Annotated in this window: 21 protein-coding genes; 13 read left to right on the plus strand and 8 right to left on the minus strand. The window is 67.3% G+C overall.

Annotated elements, in window-relative coordinates; all coding sequences use genetic code 11:
• Positions 1 to 24 precede the first annotated feature (24 nt).
• The gene (locus tag AB2U09_RS08355) at positions 25 to 1,473 is read right to left on the minus strand and encodes a DUF6498-containing protein (RefSeq protein WP_459192251.1); all 1,449 of its coding nucleotides are present in this window, start codon (positions 1,471 to 1,473) and stop codon (positions 25 to 27) included.
• Between the two features lie 451 nt (positions 1,474 to 1,924).
• Here AB2U09_RS08355 and AB2U09_RS08360 point away from each other — a divergent pair, with 451 nt between their 5' ends.
• The 8 genes from AB2U09_RS08360 (at position 1,925) to AB2U09_RS08395 (ending at position 11,885) form a co-directional block, all read left to right on the plus strand.
• Entirely contained in the window at positions 1,925 to 3,808 is a 1,884-nt protein-coding gene (locus tag AB2U09_RS08360) for a cation:proton antiporter domain-containing protein (protein WP_459192252.1), read from the plus strand.
• A 63-nt stretch (positions 3,809 to 3,871) separates the two neighbouring features.
• On the plus strand, positions 3,872 to 5,557 hold the full coding sequence (locus tag AB2U09_RS08365) for an ABC transporter substrate-binding protein (RefSeq protein WP_459192253.1): 1,686 nt from the start codon (positions 3,872 to 3,874) through the stop codon (positions 5,555 to 5,557).
• A 55-nt stretch (positions 5,558 to 5,612) separates the two neighbouring features.
• Positions 5,613 to 6,635 (plus strand): ABC transporter permease, encoded by a 1,023-nt coding sequence (locus AB2U09_RS08370; protein ID WP_459192254.1) that lies wholly within the window; start codon positions 5,613 to 5,615, stop codon positions 6,633 to 6,635.
• The gene (locus AB2U09_RS08375) at positions 6,636 to 7,754 is read left to right on the plus strand and encodes an ABC transporter permease (RefSeq protein ID WP_459192255.1); all 1,119 of its coding nucleotides are present in this window, start codon (positions 6,636 to 6,638) and stop codon (positions 7,752 to 7,754) included.
• Positions 7,755 to 8,930: an ABC transporter ATP-binding protein gene (locus tag AB2U09_RS08380; protein WP_459192256.1), complete on the plus strand. Its 1,176-nt coding sequence runs from the start codon at positions 7,755 to 7,757 to the stop codon at positions 8,928 to 8,930.
• Positions 8,923 to 10,311 (plus strand): ABC transporter ATP-binding protein, encoded by a 1,389-nt coding sequence (locus AB2U09_RS08385; RefSeq protein ID WP_459192257.1) that lies wholly within the window; start codon positions 8,923 to 8,925, stop codon positions 10,309 to 10,311. Before AB2U09_RS08380 ends, AB2U09_RS08385 begins: the two co-directional genes overlap by 8 nt.
• A gap of 57 nt (positions 10,312 to 10,368) precedes the next feature.
• Positions 10,369 to 10,869 carry a DUF7529 family protein gene (locus tag AB2U09_RS08390; protein ID WP_459192258.1) on the plus strand — a complete coding sequence of 167 codons (501 nt, stop codon included), beginning with the start codon at positions 10,369 to 10,371 and terminating at the stop codon, positions 10,867 to 10,869.
• An 80-nt stretch (positions 10,870 to 10,949) separates the two neighbouring features.
• Positions 10,950 to 11,885, plus strand: coding sequence for a DNA adenine methylase (locus AB2U09_RS08395; RefSeq protein WP_459192259.1), 936 nt, complete (start codon positions 10,950 to 10,952; stop codon positions 11,883 to 11,885).
• 320 nt (positions 11,886 to 12,205) lie between these two features.
• On the opposite strand, the gene AB2U09_RS08400 is transcribed toward AB2U09_RS08395, so the two are convergent.
• The gene (locus AB2U09_RS08400; RefSeq protein WP_459192260.1) at positions 12,206 to 13,729 is read right to left on the minus strand and encodes a TrkH family potassium uptake protein; all 1,524 of its coding nucleotides are present in this window, start codon (positions 13,727 to 13,729) and stop codon (positions 12,206 to 12,208) included.
• Positions 13,730 to 13,972: 243 nt separating this feature from the next.
• On the opposite strand from AB2U09_RS08400, the gene trkA reads away from it, so the two are divergent.
• Entirely contained in the window at positions 13,973 to 15,304 is a 1,332-nt protein-coding gene (gene trkA, locus AB2U09_RS08405) for a Trk system potassium transporter TrkA (protein WP_459192261.1), read from the plus strand.
• 86 nt (positions 15,305 to 15,390) lie between these two features.
• On the opposite strand, the gene AB2U09_RS08410 is transcribed toward trkA, so the two are convergent.
• From AB2U09_RS08410 to AB2U09_RS08420, 3 genes are all read right to left on the minus strand, one after another.
• Positions 15,391 to 15,600 (minus strand): hypothetical protein, encoded by a 210-nt coding sequence (locus AB2U09_RS08410; RefSeq protein ID WP_459192262.1) that lies wholly within the window; start codon positions 15,598 to 15,600, stop codon positions 15,391 to 15,393.
• A 2-nt stretch (positions 15,601 to 15,602) separates the two neighbouring features.
• Positions 15,603 to 17,192: a TrkH family potassium uptake protein gene (locus AB2U09_RS08415; protein ID WP_459192263.1), complete on the minus strand. Its 1,590-nt coding sequence runs from the start codon at positions 17,190 to 17,192 to the stop codon at positions 15,603 to 15,605.
• Between the two features lie 100 nt (positions 17,193 to 17,292).
• Positions 17,293 to 17,973 (minus strand): potassium channel family protein, encoded by a 681-nt coding sequence (locus AB2U09_RS08420; protein WP_459192327.1) that lies wholly within the window; start codon positions 17,971 to 17,973, stop codon positions 17,293 to 17,295.
• Positions 17,974 to 18,102: 129 nt separating this feature from the next.
• On the opposite strand from AB2U09_RS08420, the gene AB2U09_RS08425 reads away from it, so the two are divergent.
• Positions 18,103 to 19,593 carry a hypothetical protein gene (locus tag AB2U09_RS08425; protein ID WP_459192264.1) on the plus strand — a complete coding sequence of 497 codons (1,491 nt, stop codon included), beginning with the start codon at positions 18,103 to 18,105 and terminating at the stop codon, positions 19,591 to 19,593.
• A 44-nt stretch (positions 19,594 to 19,637) separates the two neighbouring features.
• Here the strand turns inward: AB2U09_RS08425 and AB2U09_RS08430 are convergent, their stop codons facing one another.
• Complete coding sequence (locus AB2U09_RS08430; protein WP_459192265.1) at positions 19,638 to 20,270, minus strand: class I SAM-dependent methyltransferase; 633 nt, start codon at positions 20,268 to 20,270, stop codon at positions 19,638 to 19,640.
• A 111-nt stretch (positions 20,271 to 20,381) separates the two neighbouring features.
• On the opposite strand from AB2U09_RS08430, the gene AB2U09_RS08435 reads away from it, so the two are divergent.
• Both AB2U09_RS08435 and AB2U09_RS08440 read left to right on the plus strand, forming a co-directional pair.
• Entirely contained in the window at positions 20,382 to 21,026 is a 645-nt protein-coding gene (locus AB2U09_RS08435) for an adenylate kinase (RefSeq protein ID WP_459192266.1), read from the plus strand.
• A 98-nt stretch (positions 21,027 to 21,124) separates the two neighbouring features.
• Positions 21,125 to 22,096 carry a DUF106 domain-containing protein gene (locus tag AB2U09_RS08440; RefSeq protein ID WP_459192267.1) on the plus strand — a complete coding sequence of 324 codons (972 nt, stop codon included), beginning with the start codon at positions 21,125 to 21,127 and terminating at the stop codon, positions 22,094 to 22,096.
• 101 nt (positions 22,097 to 22,197) lie between these two features.
• Here AB2U09_RS08440 and AB2U09_RS08445 read toward each other — a convergent pair whose 3' ends face one another.
• Positions 22,198 to 22,326 (minus strand): hypothetical protein, encoded by a 129-nt coding sequence (locus AB2U09_RS08445; RefSeq protein WP_459192268.1) that lies wholly within the window; start codon positions 22,324 to 22,326, stop codon positions 22,198 to 22,200.
• 317 nt (positions 22,327 to 22,643) lie between these two features.
• Positions 22,644 to 23,114 carry an Lrp/AsnC family transcriptional regulator gene (locus tag AB2U09_RS08450; RefSeq protein ID WP_459192269.1) on the minus strand — a complete coding sequence of 157 codons (471 nt, stop codon included), beginning with the start codon at positions 23,112 to 23,114 and terminating at the stop codon, positions 22,644 to 22,646.
• Positions 23,115 to 23,392: 278 nt separating this feature from the next.
• On the opposite strand from AB2U09_RS08450, the gene AB2U09_RS08455 reads away from it, so the two are divergent.
• The gene (locus tag AB2U09_RS08455) at positions 23,393 to 23,947 is read left to right on the plus strand and encodes a DoxX family protein (protein ID WP_459192270.1); all 555 of its coding nucleotides are present in this window, start codon (positions 23,393 to 23,395) and stop codon (positions 23,945 to 23,947) included.
• The last annotated feature ends 11 nt before the right edge of the window (positions 23,948 to 23,958 follow it).

Genomic DNA, 23,958 nt, shown 5'->3' on the forward strand with positions numbered 1-23,958 from the left:
GTCGGCGAGTGACGACCAGCGACGTCACTCGACGCCGTACTCGGGCGTCGGCCATCCCCCGCTGTCAGGGTAGGCCCGCCGCCAGATGCCGATGACGACCAGTGCGGGGAAGGGAAACAGGAACACACCAAACAGCAGCGGCTCCAGCGATTCACGTGACGCCAGCGCGATGGCGACATAGCCGAGGGCGACGATCGCAGCGGTGGTGGCGGCCGCGACGGCGTAGCGCCGGTCGAACGGTTCGAGGTCGGTCCGGACGGGGAAGTCGAACGACTCGACGGCCGCGTCGGCTTCGACGAGCGGGCCGATCTGTCGCTCGCACGCGTCGTCGCCCCAGCCAGTCGTGACCTCGAACGTTCTGGTGTCGCGAAGCCGGTCGGCGAGCCGGTCGTCGACGACCGAGACGTCTCGCAACGCCGCGAGCGGGGACGACCACTGCGGTTCGTCAAGCCACGTGTCGTAGGCGACGACGTGCTCGTCGTATCGCCGGTACTCCAGGGGGGCGTACCTGAGGTAGTAGGCCCCGATACGGACGGCAATGGCCCCGAGGCACAGCGTCGATAGGGCCAGACCGGCGGTGAGGACCAGTGATATCGAGGACGGGACCACGAGGGAGAGGAAGAACCAGCCGGTCCCGCCAAAGCTCACGCAGAGCGGCCCGAGTTCAGCGAGCGCCCCGAAGGTCCCGTCGAGGAGGACGGTCCGCCGATCGGTTCGGAACGCGGAGGTCGGGTCGCCATCGGGGACCGCAACGGGGTCGAGTTCGACCGCATCGTCCGGGCCGGCCAGCCAATCCGAGAGGCGGCCACTATCGCTGTGTTCCGCGCGGTAGCCCGAGTACTCGACGTAGAGTTTCCCGAGTACCAGCAGCCCCAGCACGCCGACCCCGCCGACGGCAGCCTCGAGCGCTGGAGCGACGAACAGGAGGAAGCCCAGGAAGAAACCGCGCCGCACCGGCGTCTCGATGACCGCGTACGGCGAGACTTCCTCGTACTCGCGGTGGCCGAAGAACTCCGTCGCCGTCTCGATGACCGCCGCGAGAACGAGTCCCGCAACGCTAGCGAGGACCTCCGGGCGGGCGAGCGTTGCAGTCAGCGGCAGGACCTCCGAGAGGGTGAGTCCGAGAAAGACCGGGAGAAACCACACGGCCATCACGACGCCGACCGTGAACGGAACGTTTCGGGGGTAAATCGGCGGCAGCCGGGATACGACCCGGACGCTTCCGCGCTTGTCGATCAGATCCGACTCGCCGACGCTGACGAACCCGTTGCGCTCGTCGGGCGGGTGACGCTGTGCGAACAGCGTCTCGACGGCCGCCAGCGGTAACGACAGGGCGACTTCCGCGGCGTAGACGACGGACAGCGTCGCGGCGTCCCAGCCGACGGCGACGACGCCGACCAGAGGGACCAGATTTGCTAGCAACACCGGCGCGAAGCCGTCGGGGTGTTCGGTCGGCCGAGTGAGGGAGGGCATGCTCGTCGGTTCCAACCCCTCGTCCGATTCACATAAACGACCCGAACCCTCCACAGGTAGGGTTCTCCGACCCAGCGGTCGGTTCGGCACGACCTGACCGTCACACTGAGCGGACGCCGGCCGCAGGCGCGCTTCGAACGTGTCGGGGACGCGTTCTCGCCGCTCAGCCCCGGCGGCGGCTTCACGTCGTCAGCGACTGCGGACCGACGTCGTCGGGCGAATTCTCGTGGAGTTGCTCGGTGAGTTCGGCGGCCGCGTGGCGGTTCTCGGCGAGTTCGCGGTCGACCGTCGCGGGCCCAAAGAGTGTGTCTTCGTGGCCGAACGGCCCTGACAGACGGCATCGACGTCACCGCATCGCAAACCGTTTTGGCGATTCCGAACGGAGAGCGACGCACGTGCATCTGACGGACGGACAGGCGGCCGACAGTTACCACCTCGGGAGGGGTGCCCGATGAGCACCGCGATCGACATCGTTCAGATCGTCGTCACGATCATGGGTATCGGCGTCGCCGCCCAAGTGCTCGCCGACCGGCTGCAGATCCCGAGCGTCCTCTTCCTGATCGTCGCGGGAGTGCTCGTCGGTCCGGAAGGGTTCGGTCTCATCGATCCCGGGATATTCGGGGACGCACTGCCGGCCATCGTCGGGCTGAGCGTCGCGATCATCGTCTTCGAGGGAGCCTTTCACCTCCACGTGGACCGGTTGCGCGAGGCGCCGCGGGAGACGCTCCGGCTGGTCACCGTCGGGGCGTTCGTCTCGCTGGTCGGCACGGCGACCGCCGTCAGGTTCGTACTCGGCACGTCGTGGAACGTCGCGCTGCTCGTCGGCGCGCTGCTCGTCGCGACGGGACCGACGGTCATCACGCCGATCATGAACGTCGTCCCCGTCCGGGAGCGGGTCGCCACGACGCTGGAGACGGAGGGCGTCGTCAACGACGTGACGGCCGCGATCCTCGCGCTCGTGATGTTCGAGTACGTCCTCCTGGGGTCGAGCGGGCTGCCGACGCTCGTCCAGAAGTTCGCGATACGGCTCGTGCTGGGCGTCGTCGTCGGCTGTCTCGTCGCGGCGATCGTCTGGTACCTGCTCAACCACGTCGAACTCTCCGTGGAGAACGCGCCGCAGAACGCTCGACTCATCGTCCTCATCGCGGCGCTGGGGGCGTACGGGTTTGCGGAGATCGCCGCGGCCGAGACGGGCATCGCTGGCGAACTCGGTTCGGAATCGGGGATCGCCGCGGTCGCGGCCGCCGGGTTCGTCCTCGGGAACGTGTCGCTGCCGTACCGTGACCAGATCGAGCAGTTCAAAGGCGACATCACGCTCATCGTCCTGACGTTCGTCTTCATCGTCCTCGCGTCGCTGCTGACGCTGGAGGACTTCCTCGCGCTCGGTCCCGGCGGGGTCGTCGCCGTCGTCGCCATCGCTGCTGTCGTCCGGCCGGCGCTCGTTCTGCTCTGTACCGTCGGCGGCCGCTTTACCTTCGAGGAGCGGCTCTACATCGCCGCGATCGGCCCGCGCGGGATCATCCCGGCCAGCGTCGCGACGCTGTTCGCGCTCGAACTCCGTCCGCAGAATCCGGAGGCGGCGACAACGCTCGTCGGCGCTGTCTTCCTCGTCATCTTCGCGACCGTGGTGATTGAAGGCGGTCTGGCCCGTCACATCGCGCAAGGGTTGAACGTGATTCCGATGCGAGCGATGGTCGTCGGCGGCGGCCGCGTGGGGCGAGCCCTCGCCGAACGGCTCGAAGACCGCGGCGAGGAGGTCGTGATAGTCGAGTCCGACGAGCGGGCCGTCGAGCGGCTCCGCCGCGACGGCTTCTCGGTCCACCAGGGCGACGGGACCCAGCGCGACGTGCTCGAGAACGCGGGCGCGGGGAACGCCAAGGTCATCGCCGCTGCGACGGCCGACGACGACGTGAACATGCTGATCGGCCAGCTCGCGAAGAACACGTTCGGCGTCGAGACGGTGGTCGCCAGGGTCAACAGCCCCGACAACGTCGCCGCCTTCGAGAACCTCGACATCGAGGCCATCTCCAGCGGCATGTCGATCGCGTGGTCGATGGACAACGTCATCGAACGCCCCGGGATCGCCCGCTGGATGACGGAACTCGACCGTGAGGGCGACGTTCAGGAGGTCGAAGTCACGACCGACGACGTCGCCGGCGAGACGGTCTCCGAACTGCAGGCGCAACTCCCGGACAACTGCCACCTGGCCCTGATCACGCGGGACACGGAGAACCGGCTGCCGGAACCCGACGACCGGATCGAACGCGGCGACCACCTCACGTTCATCGGCCGCAAGGACGCCGTCAGGCGGGCACGCGACTACTGTAACCCCTGATATCCGCCCGCCCTCGCGAACTCGGTCCCAGCTTATTTGTACACACACTTCGATCCGCGTACTATGTCACGGGATATCGATAGACGCAGTTTTCTGAAGCTGACCGGGACCGCGGCGGGCGCTGCCGCGATCGCGGGCTGTTCGGATGACGGCGGGACGCCGACGGACGGCGACGACGGCGCCGAGGACGGCGGTGACGGTGCCGAGGACGGCGGCGACGGCGGTGACGGCGGCGACGGAGCCGCGACGGACACCGCGACGCCGCGTCCGGAACCGGAGACCCGCGAGGGCTACCTCCAGCGGGCCAACCGCGTGCTCCACGACGAGGCGCCGTGGATCTACCTGAACCGCCAGTACTCAGTCTACGGGAAGTCCGCGGACGTGAACTGGGAGGCCCGCCGCGACGAGCGCATCGACGGCTCGGCCATCGAGCCGACGGGCGAGAAGACGTCCGTCCAGATCACCCAGTCTAACATGGACTCGGGACTGGACCCCCACGACCACCGCGAGACGCCGACGGACAACATCGTCCTGCAGGTCTACGAGGGACTGCTCGGCCGCGACCGCGAGGGGAAGGTCGTCAACAAGCTCGCGACCGGCTACGAGCGAGTCGAGGACGGCCGGGTCCGCTTCGAGCTTCGCTCGGGCGTCTCGTTCCACAGCGGTGATTCGCTGACCAAGGAAGACGTCGCCTTCTCGATCAACCGGATCGTCAAGCCGGAAGTCGGCGGGCTGGACAGCCCCCAGTCCGACCAGCTCGCCGGCGTCACCGGCGCGGAGCCGGCCGACGGCGACAGCGCGGTCCTCGTCGACTCCGAGGGGCTCAACCCCATCGTCTTCGCGCTGTTTGCGACCTACGGCGACATCGTGAACAAGTCGTGGATCGAGGACAACGACGCGGCGACGATCAACTCCGAGATGAACGGGACCGGCCCGTTCCAGCTCTCGAACTACGAGCAGGACGTCGAGGTCGTCTACGAGCGCTACGGCGACTACTGGGGCGATCAACCGCCGGCCGAGGAACTGGTCATCACGGCCGCGAGCGAGGCGAGCACGCGCGTCAACCAGTTGCTCAGCGACGAGACGGACGTCATCGTGAACGTCCCGCCACAGAACATCAGTCAGGTGCGCGACGCCGACAACGCGGACATCAGCGCGGTACCGAGCACGCGGATCATCTACAACGCGATGATCTACAACAAGGAGCCGTTCGACTCGGTTCAGTTCCGCAAGGCGATGAACTACGCGGTCGACCTGGAGAGCATCATCGACAACGTCCTCTCCGGGTTCGCCGACCAGACCGCACAGCCGACGCTCGACGGGTTCACAGGCTACAACCCCGACCTCGACCCGTACCCCTACGACCCCGAGGAGGCCCAGCGTCTCGTCGAGGAGAGCGGCTACGCCGGCGCCGAGATCGAACTCCACACGCCGAACGGGCGCTACCTGAAGGACCTCGAGATCGCCCAGGCGGTCGTGAACTACATCGACGAACTGGAGAACGTCTCGGCGTCGGTCAACCAGCGGGACTTCGGGAACCTGACGGACGTCCTGCTCGACGGGGACATCTCGACGGGACCGGCGTTCTACCTCATCGGCTGGGGCAACGCGACCTTCGACGCGAGCCAGACGATCATCCCGCTGCTGACTTCCGACGGCGCGCTGACCTCGCTGGAGAACGAACGAGTGGACGAACTGATGAACCAGGCCCAGAGTATGGGCGGCGGCGGAAGCGGCACCGACAGTTAGATGTCGCTGACGCGGCCAGCGCGGTGGAAGCTGCGGGGGCGATAGCGTGGCGTCGATGGGTCGGTTCCTGCTGAAGCGGGCGCTGCAGGGGCTCGTCGTCGTCTGGGGAGTCGTGACTGTCGTCTTCGTCCTCCGGTACGTCACGCCGGGCAGCCCCGTCGACTTCATCGCGCCGCTGGACGCGAGCCAGGCCACCCGCGAGCGTATCGCCGCGGATCTGGGACTGAACAGGCCGCTGTACGTCCAGTACCTCGACTACGTGGGCCAGCTAGCCACCGGCGACATGGGCTACTCCTACCGGTCGCGGACGGCGGTCGGCCCGCGCGTGTTCGCCAAGGTACCGGCGACGCTCGAGCTCGCGCTCACGGCGACGGTCGTCGCCATCGCGCTGTCGATCCCGCTCGGTGTCCTCAGCGCGACGCGGCGACACAGCTCCGCGGACTACGGCGCGACGCTGTTCTCGCTGCTCGGCATCTCGACGCCGAACTTCTGGCTCGGCGTGATGCTCGTCATCGTCTTCGCCGTGCAGTTCGACCTGTTCCCGACGAGTACGCGCCCGATGGGGCTACTCGACGTGCTGGGCAACCTGCTGGTCGTCGCCGGCCCCCAGCAGGGCTACGCGCTCCCACTGGACGTCTCCGGGTTCCTCACGGATCTGCGGACGTGGCTGCTGTACATCACGCTCCCGGCGATCACGCTGGGGACGTACTTCACGGCGCTCATCACGCGGCTGACTCGCTCGGGGATGCTCGACCAGCTCGGCCAGGGCTACGTCCGGGCGGCCCGCGCGAAGGGACTGCCCGAGACGCTAGTGCGCTACCGCCACGCGCTACGGAACACGCTCATCCCCGTTATCACCGTCGTCGGGCTCCAGCTCGGGACGCTCATCGGCGGGGCCGTCATCACGGAGGCGGTCTTCGACTGGCCGGGCCTCGGGACGCTCGTCATCGACGCCATCGGCAACCGCGACTGGCCGCTCATCCAGGGCTGTCTCGTCGTCATCGGCGCCGGCTTCGTGATCGTGAACATCGTCGTCGACGCGCTGTACGCGACGCTCAACCCGCAGGTGATGGACTGAATGGTACCGAACCCGCTCGAGTGGCTGGTCCGACTGCCTGCGATGGTCCGCTCGTCGGTCTCGCCGCGGACGCTGCGGAACCTCCGGCGGGAGTTCGACCGGAGCTTCCTCGCGAAGCTCGGCCTCGGGCTGGTCGCTGCCGTCCTGGTGGTCGCGGTGTTCGCACCGTTTATCGCCCCGTGGAACCCGACGGACCAGAGCCTCGACAACAAGCAGCAGCCGCCGCTCGGGTTCAGCCGCGCGGAGACCCAGACCGGCCAGGAGATGGTCAACGGGTCGCTGCAGATCACCAACGAGACGGTGCTCGTGAACGCGACGACCGAACACCCGCTCGGGACCGACGGACTCGGCAGAGACATGCTTTCGCGGACGATCTACGGCGCCCGGACCTCCCTGATGGTCGGCCTCCTCGGGACGGTACTGGCGATGGCGCTCGGCGTCCCGACGGGACTGGTCTCGGGCTACTACAGCGGCCGGGTCGACGACGTGCTGATGCGAATCGCGGACGTGAGTCTCGCGTTCCCGTCGCTCGTGCTCGCCATCGCGCTGGTCGGGCTGTGGGGCGAGGCGAGCGTGGCCGTCCCGGATCCGTTCGTCGTGACCGGGATCGCACCGGCGATACGCGGCGCGCTCTCGCTGCCAGGTGGCCTGACCTACCCGGCGGGAATGCCCGAGCAGTTCACGCTCCCGGGGACGGTCATCGTCGTCGTCGGGCTGGTCAACTGGGTGTGGTTCGCCCGCGTCGCCCGCGGCGAGGCGCTGTCGGTCCGCGAGGAGGAGTACGTCACCGCCGCGGAGTCGCTGGGCGCGCCCGACCGCTTCGTCATCCGCAAGCACGTCCTGCCCAACAGCCTCACGCCGATTCTCGTGCTCGCGACCATCCAGGTCGCGGCGATCATCCTGCTGGAGAGCGCCCTATCCTTCCTCGGGTTCTCGGGGACGACGCTCTCGTGGGGCTTCGACATCTCGCAGGGCCGGCAGTACCAGACGACATCGTGGTGGATCGCCGCGATGCCCGGCCTCGCTATCGTCCTCACGGTGATCGGGATCAACCTCGTCGGCGACTGGCTGCGCGACGCACTGGACCCCGGTATCGAGGGCGAAGGAGGTGGCGTGTAGATGGCCCGCGACCTCCTCCGCGTCCGCGACCTGTCGACGCGCTTTTTCACGGAACAGGGACAGGTCAACGCCGTCGAGTCGGTCAGCTTCGACGTGCGCGAGGGCGAGATCCTCGGCATCGTCGGCGAGTCCGGGTCGGGCAAGTCCGTCACCGCGCTGTCGCTCATCGACCTCGTCGAGTCGCCGGGGCGGATCACCGAAGGGGAAGTGTGGTACCGCGATCCCGACCTGGCCGCGGAGTTCCCGGAGGCCGCCGACGGCGACATGGTCGACTTGCGAGAACTCCCCGAGCGCGTCCGGCGAGCGCTTCGCGGGCCGTCGTTCGCGACGATCTTCCAGGACCCGATGAGCAGTTTCAACCCGTCGCTGACGGTCGGCGAGCAGATCGCCGAGGCCGTCGAGGTCCAGCGGCGGGCGCGGTCGAACCCCCGGTCGACGCGCTCGCGGACGCAGGGGTACGGGCTCGGCTCGTACTTCCTCGACGGCATCGTGCCCGGCCGCGACTACACCGAGCCGGAGAGTCACGACCGCGCCGTCGAGTTGCTCGAACAGGTCGGCATCCCGGACCCCGCCGAGCGGGCCGAGCAGTTCCCCCACGAGTTCTCCGGCGGGATGCTCCAGCGGGCGATGATCGCCCAGGCGCTGGCCGGCGAGCCCGACCTGCTCATCGCCGACGAGCCGACGACCGCGCTGGACGTGACCATCCAGGCGCAGATCCTCGAACTGCTCCGGGACATCCAGGCCGAGCGGGACATGAGCGTCCTGCTCATCACCCACGACCTGGGCGTCATCGCGCGGATGAGCGACCGCGTCTGCGTGATGTACGCCGGCGAGGTCGTCGAGCGCGGGACGCTCGAAGACGTCTTCGAGGACGCCGTCCATCCGTACACGCAGGGCCTGATCGGGTCGATCCCGGATCTGGAAGACCCGGCGCCGCGACTGCAACCCATCGAGGGGTCGGTCCCGAGCCTGCTCGATGCGGAGATGGGCGACCGCTGTTACTTCGCGGACCGCTGCCCGAAGGCGATGGAGGCCTGTCTCGACCACCCGCCGGAGTTCGACGCCGGCGGCGCGGAACACGCCGCGCGCTGCGTCCTCGCCGAGCGCGGGTACAGCGAGGCCGCTGCGCTGCCCGAGGGCTTCTTCGACGAGGAGGGAGGTGAGCGCCGTGAGTGACCGCGAGCGCTCCCGTGATGCGTCCGACGGGACCGGAGCCGACCGCCCGCTCGTCGAGGTCGACGGGCTCCGGAAGTACTTCGCCGACGACGACTCGCTGCTCGACCGGTTGCTTGGCAGCGGCGGGCGGAGCGTGAAGGCCGTCGACGGCGTGAGCTTCGCCATCGAGGAGGGCGAGACGCTCGGGCTCGTCGGCGAGTCCGGCTGCGGCAAGTCGACCACCGGAGAGACGCTGCTGGCGCTGCAGGACCCGACCGAGGGGGACGTTCGCTTCGACGGCGAGTCGGTGTTCGGCCGCGACGACCTGACCGAGTTCCGTCGGCGCGCGCAGGTCGTCTTCCAGGACCCCTTCTCCAGCCTCGACCCGCGCCAGACCGCGGGCGCTATCGTCACCGAGCCGCTCGTGATCCACGGGCTGCCCGACACCGATCCCGACGTGCGGACTACGGCCGACGTGACCGTCGAGGGAATCGACCCCGACCGCGTGGAGGTGCGCGTCGACGACGACGTGGACCGCGTGGTCGACCCGGTCGACGGCGTCGCGACGGTCCACGTCAGGGTCCGCCGTCGCGACGGCCGGGTCTCGGCGTCGGTCTCCGAGAACCTGACGGCCGAGGTCGTCGAGGGTGACGACGCGGATAGCGGTCCGATCGTCGTCGAAGTCTCGCAGGGGCGGTCGCTGTCGGAGATCCGCCGGGATCGGGCGAAGGAACTGCTGGAACGGGTCGGGCTCTCGGCCGATCAGGTCGACCGCTACCCCCACGAGTTCTCGGGCGGCCAGCGCCAGCGCATCGGCATCGCCCGCGCGCTCGCGCTCGAACCGGACTTCCTCGTCCTCGACGAACCCGTGAGCGCGCTGGACGTGAGCGTCCAGGCCCAGATACTCAACCTGCTCGAGGACTTGCAGGAGGAACTGGGCCTGTCGTACCTGTTCATCGCCCACGATCTCTCCGTCGTCCGGCACATCTCCGACCGCGTCGCCGTGATGTACCTCGGCGAGATCGTCGAGCGCGGCCCGGTCGACGCCATCTTCGAGGACCCGCAGCACCCCTACACGCAGGCGCTGCTGGACAGCGTGCCGCGGGCGGACACCAGCGAGCAGGGCCGCCGCGTCGACGCGCTGGCCGGCGACGTGCCCTCGCCGCGGGACCCGCCGGCGGGCTGCCGGTTCCACACACGGTGTCCGCACGCCCGGGAGGCCTGCCGCGCTGAAGCACCCGAGGAGTACGAGATCGAGGTACCCGGCCAGCGGGCCGCCTGCTTCCGCCTGCTGGACGACCACCCCTACTGGGACTCGGAACCGATCGACGCCGCTGCCGAACGCACGGCGCGCGACGATTCGGCCAGTGCCAGTGCCGACGACTCGGCGGCCGACGACTGAGCCCGTCACGCCGCCCGGAGCGACACCTTTTCCGCCCGGCCCCACTGAATCGGGGACATGACCGAGGACGAGGAGGCCGCGGGCGGGCCGGCGTTCGCGGGGATGGGCGCGGCGGCCGCCGTCCGCGAGCACTGGGACGACCTCATCGGCGACGTGGAGGCGACGGCGGCGGAGTTCGAGGCGGCCGGGTGGGACGTGCTCGAACTCCACCCCGGCGACGTAACGGCCGTCACCGGCGAGCGATGGGGCTTCGACGTGCTCGTGCCCGACGACGAGTTCGAGCGGTTGCGCGAGTGGGTCGACGCCGGCGAGTTCGGCGAGCACGACGTCTACCGCGTCGAGAGCGGCATCGTCTTTGCGCTCGTCGTCCTCAAGAACGAAGGTGGCGAGCGGGCGGTCTGCTGCCCGCTCTACTACGACGACGCGGCGGTCGAGGGGCTCGGCGAACTCGCCGCGCGCGAGGGTCGCCTCTACACGCACGTCCGGAACCTCGCCGAGGAGTACGTCACGTTCACCCACGAGGAGCCGGCCCTGTTCTTCCCGGACGACGAGGAGTAAGCGCGGTCCGGCGTGGGCGCGCCCGATTCGCATCGCCGGATACCCACCGCTTAAGAGCCTGTCCGACAACGGTCCGGTGAATGGCGAAGCCGGTACTGAAGTGGGCGGGTGGCAAGCGCCAGTTGCTCGACGAACTGTACGCGCGGTTCCCCGACTCCTTCGAGCGCTATCACGAGCCCTTCTTCGGCGGCGGCGCCGTCTTCTTCGATCTCGAACCGGCCGCGGCGACGGTGAACGACACCAATCCCAGACTCGTGAACTTCTACGAGCAGGTCCGCGACCGGCCGGAGGCGCTGATCGAGCGGCTCCGCGAGTTCCGCGACCCCGAGGCCGAACCGGACCCCGAACTGGAATTCGCCGGGGAGACCCGCCGTGGGAAGGCCGTCGAGCAGTACTACTACCAGCAGCGCGCCCGGTTCAACGAGCGCGCCTACGGCGACGGCTGGCCCGGCAGCGACGGCGACCGGCTGGAAGAGGCCGCACTCCTGCTGTATCTCAACCGGACCTGCTACAACGGCCTCTACCGCGAGAACGCCGACGGGGGGTTCAACGTCCCCATCGGCCGCTACGCCGACCCGGACTGGGTACAGGCCGAGCGGATCCGCGCGGCCTCACGGGCGCTTGCAGGGACGGAGGTCCGTAACGGCGACTTCTCGTACGTCCTCGACGTCGCCGAGCGCGGCGATCTGGTCTACTTCGACCCGCCGTACGAGCCGATGAGTCCGACCGCCGACTTCGCGGAGTACAGCGCCGAGGGGTTCGACCGGGAGGACCAGCAGCGGTTGCTCGAGGTGGCGAGCGAGCTGGACGACCGCGGCGTCTCGGTCGTCCTCTCCAACAGCGGCGTGATGTACGAGCGCTACGACGAGGCGGGCTTTCTCGTCGAGCGCGAGGGCGCGACGCGGGCGATAAACAGCGACGCGAGCTCCCGCGGTGAAGTCGACGAGATCGTCGCGACGAACGTCCCGGTCGAGAAGCGACGCGGTCCCGATCAGGCGGCGCTCGACGACTACTGACCGTTTGGTCCGGTCGACGGCCGACCTGATTTGGAGTATTTTCGCGTTTCAGTCCCTGTTCGGCCCGTTCGGGGCAGTCGAACGAGTTCGGAGACTGCCTACGGATCGACCTACGTATATCCGATCCGACGGCACGTGGAGGGTTGAACGGGACAGGCTCGTCGTCGGGTCGGTGGTCTGACGTGACTGGCTGGCTGTTCGAACGACTGGTCGTTCCGACCGCTTCCGCGTCGGACGCCGAGGCGACCGCGGGGACGCTCGCCGCGCACCTCGGCACGGAAGCGGAGATTGTCGCCGTCCACGTCGTCGAGACGGCGGGGTCACCGCCGCCAGAACGCGCCGGTGAACAGCACGAGCACCGGGATGATCTCCAGCCGGCCGATGAGCATCAGGAACGACATCAGCAGCTTCGACGTCCAGGGGAACTCGAGATAGCTTCCGAACGGACCCAGGAAGCCGAAGCCGGGGCCGATGTTCCCGATGGTCGCGATGCTCGCGCTGACCGCTTCGAGCGTCGTCAGTTCCATACCGACGCGGCCGGCGTCCAGCGCGAGGAGCACGGTCGACACGCCGAACAGGAGCAGGTACAGCAGCGTGAACCCGTAGATCGCCTTGATGACCTCCTCGTCGATGACGAACCCGCCCAGCCGGACCGGTTTGACGGCGTTGGGGTGGGCCGTCGTGAACAGCTGGCGGCGGATCGACTTCAGTACGACCAGCCACCTGATGACCTTCACCCCGCCGCCGGTCGACCCGGCGGAGCCGCCGATGAACATCGCGAACAGTAACACCATCTTCGCGGTGTCGTTCCACTCGATGAAGTCGCTCGTCGCGTACCCCGTCGAGTTCAACAGTGAGGCGATCTGGAAGGCCGCCTGTCGGAGCGAGTTCTCCAGCGCGCCCTCGGTCACCCCGCCGAGTTCGAGCGCCGGTGCCGATCCGAGGAACAGCAGGACCCACAGGAGGAGCGTCAATCCGACGTTCGCGCCGATGTACGCCTGAAACTCGCGGTTCTTGAAGAACGAGCCGTACTCGCGCTGGAGCAGGAAGTAAAACAGCGCGAAGTTCGTCCCCGCGACGATCATGAACGGGATCACGAGCCACTGGACCGCCGGCGAGAACGCGGCGATGCTGTTGGCCTCCGGCGAGAACCCGCCGGTCGGCAGCGTCGTGAAGCCGTGGGCGACGGCGTTGTACACGCCCATGTTCTCGGCCAGATGAGTCTGGTTCAGCGCCAACAGCAGGAGGATATACAGGACTGTGAAGCCGAGGTAGAACAGCCACAGCAGGCGAGCGGTCTCGGCGATCCGGGGAGTGAGCCGCTGGAGTTCGGGGCCTGGGGCTTCCGATTCGATCAGTTGGGCGCCGTTGACAGCGACTTCCGGGAAGATGGCGACCATCAGGACGATGATCCCCATCCCGCCGAGCCACTGCGTGAGCTGGCGCCAGATCATGATGGCGTGGGAGTGGTGTTCGACGGAGATCTTTCCCATGACGGTCGCCCCGGTCGTCGTGAACCCGCTCACGCTCTCGAACGTGGCGTTGACTGGGTGGGCGATGGTCCCGGTGGCGCCGAAGAGATACGGGATCGTCCCGACGAGTGGGACGAGGAACCACGAGAGGGTAACGAACAGAAGCGCCTCCCGCGGACCGAGGTCGTCGACCTCGCCGACCTGCTCGAGTGCGAGGCCGAGGCCGACGGTGACACCGATCGAGAGGACGAAGACGCCGACGTCCTCGCCGTAGACGAGGCCCACGATCAGCGGTATCACCATCGTGACGGTGAGATACTTGACGACCGTTCCCGTGAGCGCGACACTCTGCCGCCAGTCGACGCTCACCACGGCGTCTCGCTCCGTTCGCCGACCCGTCGGGGAGTCGATCGACTCTCCGTCCGCTCGTCGGTCCGACGGCGACCGTGCGCACTCGGTCGCGTACAGTCGCGATGCGGCCCTCTCGAGAACACGATTGCTGACGGATGGGACGAAGAGATATCGGATAACTGCTTTGGTCGGATCGACCCCACCGAAGGAAATCCACTTCCCGGTGGGGCAGCAACATCGTGGTATGCATCCGGAGGCACGCGAGTGCGGATCGTGATCGTCGGCGCGGGCGAGGTCGGGTCGACGACCGCGGAGAGCCTCTCCGACGAGCACGAGGTCGTCGTCGTCGACAGAGACCCCGAACGCGTCGAGTCACTGACCTACGACATGGACGTCCTCCCGATCGAGGGCGACGCCTCGGAGATCGAGACGCTCGAAGAGGCCGACGTCGGCGAAGCGGATCTCTTCATCGCCAGCACCGACGACGACGAGACCAACATCATCGCCTGCGGCATCGCCAAGGTCTGCGGCGACGTGTTCACCATCGCGCGGACCAAGAGCCCGAAGTACCTGCGGCCGTGGGAGCGCGACAAGCATGCGTTCGGCGTCGACTTCATGGTGTGTACCGACCTGCTCGCCGCGGAAGCCATCGTCGGCGTGACCGGACTCCCGAGCGCTCAGGACGTCGATACCTTCGCCGACGGACTCGTCCAGATGACCGAGTTCGAGATTCCGGAGGGGAGCCCGGTCGCCGACCAGACGGTCGCGGAGGCCGACCGGTTCGACTCGCTGACGTTCGCCGGCGTGATCCGGGACGGCGAGGTGATCATCCCCCGCGGCCAGACCGTCCTGCGTGCCGGCGACGACGTCATCTCGATCGGGAGTCCCGACAGCATGCGTGAGTTCAGTACGGCCATCGCCCCGGAACAGCACGGGCCGCGGAACATCGTGATCGCCGGCGGCGGCGAAATCGGTTACCAGACGGCACGGTTGCTCGAAGAGGGCGGATTCTCGCCGCGGCTCATCGAGGAGGACGACGAACGCGCCCGCTGGATCGCCGAGCAGCTCCCGAAGACGACCGTCATCAACGGCGACGCCACCGACCAGGACCTGCTCGCCCAGGAGAAGATTGGCGATGCCGACGTCCTGATCTCGGCGCTCCCGACCGACCAGCAGAACCTGCTGGTGACGTTGCTGAGCAGCCGGCTAGGCGCCGAGCGGGCCATCGCAGTGGTCGAGACGGTCGATTTCGTCGACCTGTTCGAGACGGTCGGCGTCGACGTGGCCGTCAGCCCGCGTAACGTCACCGCCGAGGAGATCACCCGGTTCACGCGCGAACGCCGCGCGGAGAACGTCGCCATCATCGAGGCCGACCAGGCGGAAGTCCTCGAATTCGAGGTCGAGGCCGGCAGCATCCTGGTCGACCGGACGATCAGGGAATCGTCGGCTGACTTCCCGGAGCGAGCGGTCATCGGTGCCATCGCTCGCGACGGGACGCACATCACACCCCGCGGTGACACCGTCGTTCAGGAGGGCGACCACGTCGTCGTCTTCGTCGACACCGACTCGTTCACCGAAGTCGCCGACAAGATGTGACGAGCGCGGACAGACCGCGGTACCTTGGGCCAGTCCGGCTTCGAGTACGACCCCGCGACGCAGTCGCCGTCCAGAAAGTCCCCGTGTTACTCTCCCGAGGTGATGCCGTTGTAGACGACGTAGACGGCGAACGAGAGGACGTACAGCCCGACGATGGCGGCAGTCAGCGGCGACCGGCCGCCGACGATCATCGCGAGGACGACCAGCGGGCCAGCAAGCAGGATGCCGTCCAGCACGCGGTCTTCCGCGCCGAATCTGAAGACGAGACGGATCAGCGGGATGTTATCCGGATTCATGGTTAGCGGTAGAAGTTGAAGGTGTCGAGCAGTCCGCGCAGCAGGACTAACACCGGGATGATCTCCAGGCGACCGATCCACATGTTGAACAGGAACATGACCTTCGCGGGGGTGGGCATGTTCGGCCCGGTGATCCCCGACGAGAGGCCGACGTTCCCCTGTGCCGACGTGATCTCGAAGATGGCGTTTTCGAGCGTGAACGACGAGTCGATGGTCAGCAACAGCACGGCGAGACCGACACCGAGGAAGACCATCCAGAGGAAGGCGATGATGGCCGCCTCCTCCAGTTCGCGACTGAGTTCCTCCTCGCCGAGGTGGCGGCCGTTGAATTTGAGAAACCGGACCGCCGTCTCGGGGTAGAACACGCCGCGGATGCGGAACGCGGTCCCCTTGACCAGCGTGATCAGGCGGATGAGCTTGATGCCGCCGACGGTCGACCCCGCCGCCGCGCCGAGAACCATCGCGCCCGACATCGTGAGCTGTGCCGGCGCCGACCAGTCGCCGATGCCCGTCGTCCCGAATCCGGTACAGGAGGCCGCCGAGACGAACTGGAAGAGGCCGTAGCGGATCGTCTGGAACAGCGACGCCGTCGACCCCGTCAGGACGACGCCGTTCGTGACGGCGACGCGGCTGGTCTCGAAAGTCCCGTCCAGCCACAACAGCCCGACCAGCGCGACCGACCCGAGCGAGAAGTAGCCCCAGAGCCAGCGGGTCTGGGGGTCCGTGTAGAGGTTCTTCAGGTCGCCGCGCAGCATGAGGAAGTGGATGGGGAAGGCGATACTCCCCAGGATCATCACGGGGACCATCGCGAAGTCGATGATCGGGTTGTCGTACTCGCCGATGCTGGCGTCCGTGACGCTGAATCCGCCCGTCGAGAGGCCGGTCATAGCGTGGTTGATGGCGTCCCAGGCCGGCATGCCAGCCAACCAGAGGATGCCGATCGCGACGAACGTGAAGAGGATGAAGATCCACCAGATCGTCCGCACCGTCGAGACGATGCTCGGGTGGATCTTCTCCGAGCGGGCCTCGCTCTCGTAGAGGGTCAGCGACCCCGAGCCGGGGCGGGCGAGGATCGCCGTAGTGAGGACGATCACGCCGACGCCGCCGACCCATTCGATGATGGTGCGCCACCACTGGATCGTGTGCGGGAGGGCGCCCTCGTCGTCGGTCATCGTCAGCCCGGTCCCGGTGATCCCCGACATCGACTCGAAGAAGCCGTTCAGGGGATCACGGAACGCGGCGAGGGTCGGCGTGTCCAGCGCGGCGGGGACGGCGAACGGCCCCGGGAACGGATCGACCGCGACCGTCCACGCGACGAGGACGAACGGCAGCGTCCCGAACACGGCCACGAGGAACCATCCCGAAGCCGCGATCATCATTCCGTGGAGCTTACCGATCTCGCCGGCGTCGCTGTAGCGGGCGCTCAGAAAGCGACCGAGCGTCAGGGGGATCAGTCCCGAGACGACGAGCGCCGGGACCGCGAACAGCTCTCCCCAGGCGAGAGAGACGACGATGGAGGCGAACACGACCCCGGAGAGCGCCATGAGGATCCTCCCGAGGTCGCGCGCCAGCGGCTGCAATCGCTGTCTCATTCGTATCGGTGTTGCGTCGGCCGCGTTCTATAATCCGGCGTTCCCGAGGCGACCGGTCTCGGGCGCTCGTCGGCGTGTCGACGCTCCATCGGCATCGCGATCAGTGGTCCTCTCGGTGACCGAAGATGTCGGTGACCTCCGGTGTCGCACCCTCGGCGGAGTAGACGGTCACGAGGTCGTTGGCCTCGATGACCGTGCCACCGCGAGGGGTGATCGGATCGCTGCTCCCCTCGCGCTCGATGGCGACGATGAGGACTTCTTCGGAGAACAGCCCCGAATCGTTGGCCTCCTGAAGGGTTTTGCCGGCGATCGGCGCGTTCTCTTCCACGTCGATTTCGAACACCTCGGCGTGTTCGCCGATCCGCATGTAGTCGACGATAGACGGCCGCTTGACGGCGCGATAGAGGTACTCGGCGATGAGCCGCTGTGGATTCTGCATGACGTTCACCCCGATGCGGTTGAACAGATCCATGTGCTCGGGGCTGTGAACGACCGAGACGATGTTGGGGACCTCGAACTCCTGAGCGAGGAGACAGACCATGATGTTCGTCGCGTCCTGGTCGGTCGTGCTGATCAGGGCGTCGGCGTCCTCGATGCCGGCGTCTTTGAGCGTCTTGTTGTTGGTGGCGTTCGCGTGGAGCACGAGGGCGTCGTACTCCGAGGCGGCCAGCTCCGCGCGCTCCTCGTCGTTCTCTATCACGACGACTTCGTTCCCGCCTCGCGTCGCGATCTCGATGAGGGGGGTACCGATGTCCCCCGCGCCGACGATGACGATATACATCCCTGCGGAGCGGTTCTCTCTGCCCATTAGAAAAGCTATTGTTCTCCGGACGAGTCGACCGTGGCCGCCCGACCGGACTGATACCGGGTCGCCAGAACGCGTATAGCCTTCGGTCTCATAGCGCGGGCTGTGGAGCAGTCGTGGCCACCGCCGCGAGCGGCGACGCTCGCCGCGCTCGTCGTGTTGCTCGTCCTCGCCGGGGCGGCGACGCTCGTCCTGTCGGCGGCGTCGACCGGCGCCGGGACGCCGGGTGCGACCCCCCAGAAGCTCGTCGAGCCGAAACCGGGCGAGAACGTCTTCTGGCCGTACACGAGTCGCCAGCGCTCGCCGGCGGGACGGACGCTCGCGATCAACGTCGTCGTCTACGCGGACGCCGAGACGGTTCGCTTCTACCTCAGCGAGCGGCGCGACGCCACGTGGAACGAGACGGAGGAGGCCTGGCAGGACGTCGATCCGGACGACGGTGACCAGAACGAGGTCGACGCGGCCAACCAGACGGTCGTCGAGTGGGCGGCCGCCCGCGGCGCCAAGCGATACCTGTACGTCCACGACCGGGCGCTCACCGAGGAAGGGCCGAACCGGACGACGCGGCGTCCCTACCGAGCGCTCCCGTTCACCGGCGGTGTGGGCGAGGCCGCCGGCGGCGAGTGGATCGACGAGACCTACCAGTTACACGACGGCCGGTACTTCGCGTCGCGCTATCACTTGCGCGTCTACGAGTCACCCTACGAATCGGACGAGTGGGTGGCCATCCAGGCCCACAGCGACCACTGGGACTGGTTCCGGCTCAGGCACACCGTCCACGACACCGAGGACGCACAGGACTACGTCGAGTCAGAGTTCTGGGACAGGCCGGCCGTCGACGCCGTCTGGCGGATGTACCTCGACAACCCGAAGGGCGTCGGTTCGGACGGCTGGGCGACGGTTGTCGACTTCCGCGGCGTGTCGGACCCGCTGCCCGACGCGAGAACGGCCGGGATCGCCGCCGTCGCGGGGCTGATCGCCGTCGGCTCCGGCCGGCGACGGCGCTCGGTGTTGTCCCTGCTCACCGGCCGAGACGGTGCTGAACGGGATCGCGGTGACGAGACGCCGGTCGGGCTGTCGTTCCTGTCGCGGGCGCGAGTGGCGGCGGCGCTCCGCTCGTGGGACCGGCTGGACCGCCGGCAGGTCGCGCTCCTCGCGTGGACGCTGTCGTACGCGCTGCTGTTCGCGGCGCTGTTCGCGATCTACCTGTCGGTGCGGTTCGGCGGCATCTTCCTCGAAGGGCAGTTCCGGGAGACGTCGCCGAAGGTGATCGCCGCAGCGCTGTACCCCGTGCTCGCGTTCGGCCTCCCTATCGCCGCGTACACCTTCGGTCGCGGGCTCGAACCGGTGCGCTCGTTCGCCGCTGCCGCGCTCGGGATCGGCGCGGCGATCGTCGTCGACTACCAGTTCCTCGGGGTCACGGTCCTCCCGCTCGACGTCGTGTTACACCGGATCGGGATCACGGCGGCGCTCGGGCTCGTCGCCGCGGGATCGGTCCACAGGCAGGCGTCGCTGGAGGCGGTCAACCGGTTCCTCGCCGCCGGCGTCCTGCTGTGGGTGTATCTCCTCTTGGCCCCGCTGGTGGGGTGGCTGTGAGCGGACCGCCTCTCAGATAGTCGGGGTCCCTGACGATAGTTCCCTCAGGCGGTCGCGCACACGGCGACCCAGCCGTCGTTCGTGTCCACGTTCCGGACTGCGAACCCGGCGTCCGAGAACAGATCGGTAACGGTTTCGGCGTCGTAACGCTCGAAGTGGCGTCTGTCGTCGTCGTAGGGGCTCTCGTCGCGACCGTCGTCCCCGTCGGAGCGCTTCAGGGAGACGAGCGCGACGCCGCCGTCGGCGAGGACGCGCTCGAACGCCGCGACGGTCGGCGGGACCTCGGCTTCGGGGACGTGCAGTAGCGACGCACAGGCCCAGAGGCCGTCGAAGGCGTCGTCGGCGAACGGGAGCGCACGCATGTCACCGCGGGCGACCGTACCGTCGGGAACCCGGTCGCGCGCCTGTTCGAGAAAGCGCCGGGTGAGATCGAACGAGACGGCGGCGAACCCCGCTTCGGCGAAGGCTTCCGACTCCCAGCCCGGGCCACAGCCCACGTCGAGCACGCGCGGGCGTTCCCGGTCGGTCTGATCGTCACCGCGGCCGTCACGCTCGTCGACGGCGGTGACGAACTGCTCGACGAGGTCGGCGACTACGGCGCGGTCATCGTGCAGACGTGCGTACTGCTCCGCGACGCGTTCGTAGGTCTCGACCGTGCGGCGGACGCGTTCGTCCATTCGCGGGAGTGCTCGCGGCGACACTGTAAGGATACCGCTGCAAGCGACGTGGGCCGGCCGCCGGGCGCCCAGAACGACACTAAAAAGAGGAGGTGCGTCGAAGCCCGGAGTATGAATCCGAAGATCCTGATTCTCGGTCCGCCCGGTGCGGGGAAAGGCACACAGAGCGAGCGGCTCGCCGAGGAGTTCGGCGTCGAACACGCCGCGACCGGCGACGCGTTCCGCCAGAACAAGGACATGGACATCAGCGACATGGACGTCGAGTACGATACGCCCGGCGAGTACATGGACAAGGGCGAACTCGTGCCCGACGAGGTCGTCGACGCGATGGTCGAGGAACTCATCACCGATCTCGACGGGTTCGTCCTCGACGGCTACCCGCGCAACGAACACCAGGTCGAGGCGCTCGAGGACATGACCGACCTCGACGTCGTCCTCTTCCTCGACGTGCCTCGCGAGGTCCTCGTCGAGCGACTCACCGGCCGTCGCGTCTGTTCCGAGTGCGGCGCCAACTACCACGTCGAGTTCAGCCCGCCCGAGGAGGAGGGCGTCTGCGACAAGTGCGGCGGCGAACTCTACCAGCGCGAGGACGACCAGGAAGAGTCGGTTCGCAACCGCCTGGACGTCTACCAGGAGGACACCGAGCCGGTCCTCGAACACTACGCCGACCACACCGGATACGTCGAGGTCGACGGCGACCAGACGCCGGACGAGGTCTGGGAGGACGTGCGGGCGGCCGTCGAATCGAACGCCTGAATCGCGGTTTTCCGTCCCGATCGGCCGTCCCAGCGAGACGGTCGCCGACGGGGCCAGAGTAAAAACTTGATAACGCAGAAGCTCCGAGGTACGTAGCAATGGCACGGATCGAAGAAAAAGCGGCGTCGCTGGCCGAGGAGAGCCAGTCGATGGCCGACGCCTTGGCGCGCGTGCTCGAAGTCGCCGACGACAAGGGCACCGTTCAGTGGGCTGACGTCAGCGGCGACATCACGAGCGGCGAGTGGGGCCGGCTCATCGAGCAGGGCATCCTCGTCGACGTCGACGGCGAGGGGTTCGTCGTCGACGACCCCGAAGGCGTCCGCCAGGCGCTCGGCGACGACGCGCCGCCCGAGAGCGGCGGGTCGACCGGGAGCGGCTCCTCGGGGCCCAGCGACGCCGGGTCCAGCGATGTCGAATCCGCCTCCACGTCCTCGTCCGACGACGAAGACGGGGGGTGGTCCCGCTGGGACAAGATGGCTGCTCTGGGGACCATCTCCCTGTTCCTCGGGTACTCGCAGGCGCCCATTCGTAACACGGTCGGGGGCGTCCTCGACATCGTCCTCGGCCCGCTGGCCGACGTCCTCCCCTTCTACATCATGATCCTCGTGCTCGCGGTGTTCACGGGGCTCAACTCGACGCTCCTGCAGGGCAAGCTCATGAACATGGACAAGATGGGCGAGTACCAGGAACAGATGCAGGAGATCCAGGAGCGTCGCAAGGCCGCCAAGGAGCGCGGTGACGACGAGGCCCTCGAAGAGATTCAGGAAGAGCAGATGGAGGCCATGGGCGACCAGCTCGGCATGTTCAAAGAGCAGTTCCGCCCGATGGTCTGGATCATGCTCGTCAACATCCCCGTGTTCCTGTGGATCTACTACATGGTCCGCACGGGCGCGATGGTCTCCGGCGAACCGCCGGTGATGGTGCTGCCGATCATCGGCGGCATCGAGAGCTGGAGCAACCGCATCGGGCCGATGTGGGCGTGGATCATCTGGTACTTCGTCTGCTCGATGAGCTTCACCCAGATCGTCCGCAAAGCGCTCAACGTCCAGACGACGCCGAGTTCGTCCTGACGGCCGAGGGCTTCTCCACGGCGGTTTTCGATGCTGCTATCGCTGGTAGCAACCGCAGGCCCACCGACAGCGGCGCCACTCACTTCGAGAAAACCCGTCGGTCAGTCCGGGAACGCGAAACTGGTTCCGCCGCAGTCCGGACACGAGTCGACGCGTTTCGGCACGGGCGAGGAATCGGGTTCGGTGACGAGCACGAACCCGCAGTCGTCGCATTCGATGAAGTGATCCATTGAACCGTTCAGGCTGGAGTAGTTCGGCTATCGAGGTACGTGCGGTGGTGCTGTCGTCGTGTCTGCGAACGCTGGCCGCGAGATGGGGACGTTCGACCGGCGGTATCACCTCCGGATGGAAGATTGCCCAGTGGACACTGGTCGGCTGCGGGTCGGAACACCGACGCCTCCGAGGCGACTGGTCGGCGAGAACTCATCGCCGATGCGTACTGTGAGGACAGGGAAAAACCTAACCATAAGTATAAAAGAGGTTAATTTTCCGAAATTTCGACGGCGATTCGGAGGAGCAACCACAGCGTCGTAGGATGCGGTGGTGGTCAGACGGTCTCGTCCAGACGGAAGCCGGCGAAGGGGATCCGCTCGTGGTGTTTGATCAGGTGTTCGCTTTCGATGTCGAGGCCGGCCTCGTCCAGCTCGAAGGCGAGGTCGGTTATCGCCTCTTTTTCGGTCTCTGCCGCGAGGATGTACACGTTGTTCCGGCCGGTCATGAGAGTGAGAACCTCGACGACTCCGGGTTTCCCCTTCGCCATCTCGGCGAGCTTCTCGCGTCGGCTCACCGGGGCGGAGCAGACGAACATGAAGTAGTGCTGGACGCCGGCGGAGTCGTAGTTGACGTTGACCTGGTACCCCTCGATCACGCCTTCGGCTTCGAGATCGCTGATCCGGTTTCGCACCGTGTTGGCGGTCACGCCGACCGCTTCGGCGATGTCCGTCAGCGAGCGACGAGCGTCCTGCTGGAGGTGATACAGGATCGCCCGATCGACGGCGTCGAGGACGGAGGGATCCATACCGTAGATCGGGCTGGAACGGCCAAAGGCTTTCTCGGACGACGGAGAAACCGGTACGTATCGGACAGCCGGACTTCGCGAAACCGCAATTACATCTCGACAATCGCGGCTGTAACCGGAAGACGATCCGAGCGAGACGGTTACGTACGGAATATCCAGACCGTCTCCCGCCGTCTACTCCGACGCGGCGAGCGGTTTCGAGCCGATATTCGCGGATCCCTGCTCCCGACGGGGCGGGAGTACACTTAAGAGACTTACGGAATAGTGTTCAGTTCACTATGTCATCTCGAGAGGTGCGTCTGGAGAGCACGATCGGCGGATTCACCGCGAGCGGTCGACTGCACACGCTCAGCGTCTGGTTCATCCTCGCGCTCCGTTTGATGATGGGATTGGCGTTCCTGCAGAGCGGGATCGACAAGGTGCTCTCCGGAAGTTTCAGCGCCGCTGGCTACCTCCAGAACGCGCCGCCGGCGAACGGGAGTCCGGTCGCCGATCTGTTCGTCACGATGGGCGAGACGTCGTGGTTCGTGGACTTCGTGAATATCGCCGTCCCGTGGGGCGAGGTTCTCATCGGGCTCGGGCTGATCGTCGGCTGTCTCACCCGGCTGGCCGCCTTCTGGGGCGCGTTCATGATGCTCATGTTCTATCTGGGGAACTGGGACATCGGTCACGGCTACATCAACGGCGACTTCGCGTACATGCTCGTGTTCCTCTCGGTCGCCGCCTTCGGCGCCGGCCGCATCCTCGGGCTCGACGCCTACATCGAACAGTACGAGGTCGGCGGCCAGCCGCTGGTCGAACGCTACCCGTGGACGCGATATCTGCTCGGGTAGCCGGTCAGGGC

The sequence above is a fragment of the Halosimplex yunnanense genome (genome assembly GCF_054504345.1).

What these genes read in the sequence shown, in the direction of transcription:
- AB2U09_RS08370 (WP_459192254.1), top strand. Translation starts at nt 5,613, where the DNA reads ATGGGTCGGTTCCTGCTGAAGCGGGCGCTGCAGGGGCTCGTCGTCGTC.
- AB2U09_RS08430 (WP_459192265.1), bottom strand. Translation starts at nt 20,270, where the DNA reads ATGGACGAACGCGTCCGCCGCACGGTCGAGACCTACGAACGCGTCGCG.
- AB2U09_RS08445 (WP_459192268.1), bottom strand. Translation starts at nt 22,326, where the DNA reads ATGGATCACTTCATCGAATGCGACGACTGCGGGTTCGTGCTCGTCACC.
- AB2U09_RS08395 (WP_459192259.1), top strand. Translation starts at nt 10,950, where the DNA reads ATGGCGAAGCCGGTACTGAAGTGGGCGGGTGGCAAGCGCCAGTTGCTC.
- AB2U09_RS08420 (WP_459192327.1), bottom strand. Translation starts at nt 17,973, where the DNA reads ATGTATATCGTCATCGTCGGCGCGGGGGACATCGGTACCCCCCTCATC.
- AB2U09_RS08450 (WP_459192269.1), bottom strand. Translation starts at nt 23,114, where the DNA reads ATGGATCCCTCCGTCCTCGACGCCGTCGATCGGGCGATCCTGTATCAC.
- AB2U09_RS08435 (WP_459192266.1), top strand. Translation starts at nt 20,382, where the DNA reads ATGAATCCGAAGATCCTGATTCTCGGTCCGCCCGGTGCGGGGAAAGGC.
- AB2U09_RS08455 (WP_459192270.1), top strand. Translation starts at nt 23,393, where the DNA reads ATGTCATCTCGAGAGGTGCGTCTGGAGAGCACGATCGGCGGATTCACC.
- AB2U09_RS08360 (WP_459192252.1), top strand. Translation starts at nt 1,925, where the DNA reads ATGAGCACCGCGATCGACATCGTTCAGATCGTCGTCACGATCATGGGT.
- AB2U09_RS08440 (WP_459192267.1), top strand. Translation starts at nt 21,125, where the DNA reads ATGGCACGGATCGAAGAAAAAGCGGCGTCGCTGGCCGAGGAGAGCCAG.
- AB2U09_RS08410 (WP_459192262.1), bottom strand. Translation starts at nt 15,600, where the DNA reads ATGAATCCGGATAACATCCCGCTGATCCGTCTCGTCTTCAGATTCGGC.
- AB2U09_RS08375 (WP_459192255.1), top strand. Translation starts at nt 6,636, where the DNA reads ATGGTACCGAACCCGCTCGAGTGGCTGGTCCGACTGCCTGCGATGGTC.
- AB2U09_RS08380 (WP_459192256.1), top strand. Translation starts at nt 7,755, where the DNA reads ATGGCCCGCGACCTCCTCCGCGTCCGCGACCTGTCGACGCGCTTTTTC.
- AB2U09_RS08390 (WP_459192258.1), top strand. Translation starts at nt 10,369, where the DNA reads ATGACCGAGGACGAGGAGGCCGCGGGCGGGCCGGCGTTCGCGGGGATG.
- AB2U09_RS08415 (WP_459192263.1), bottom strand. Translation starts at nt 17,192, where the DNA reads ATGAGACAGCGATTGCAGCCGCTGGCGCGCGACCTCGGGAGGATCCTC.
- AB2U09_RS08365 (WP_459192253.1), top strand. Translation starts at nt 3,872, where the DNA reads ATGTCACGGGATATCGATAGACGCAGTTTTCTGAAGCTGACCGGGACC.
- AB2U09_RS08355 (WP_459192251.1), bottom strand. Translation starts at nt 1,473, where the DNA reads ATGCCCTCCCTCACTCGGCCGACCGAACACCCCGACGGCTTCGCGCCG.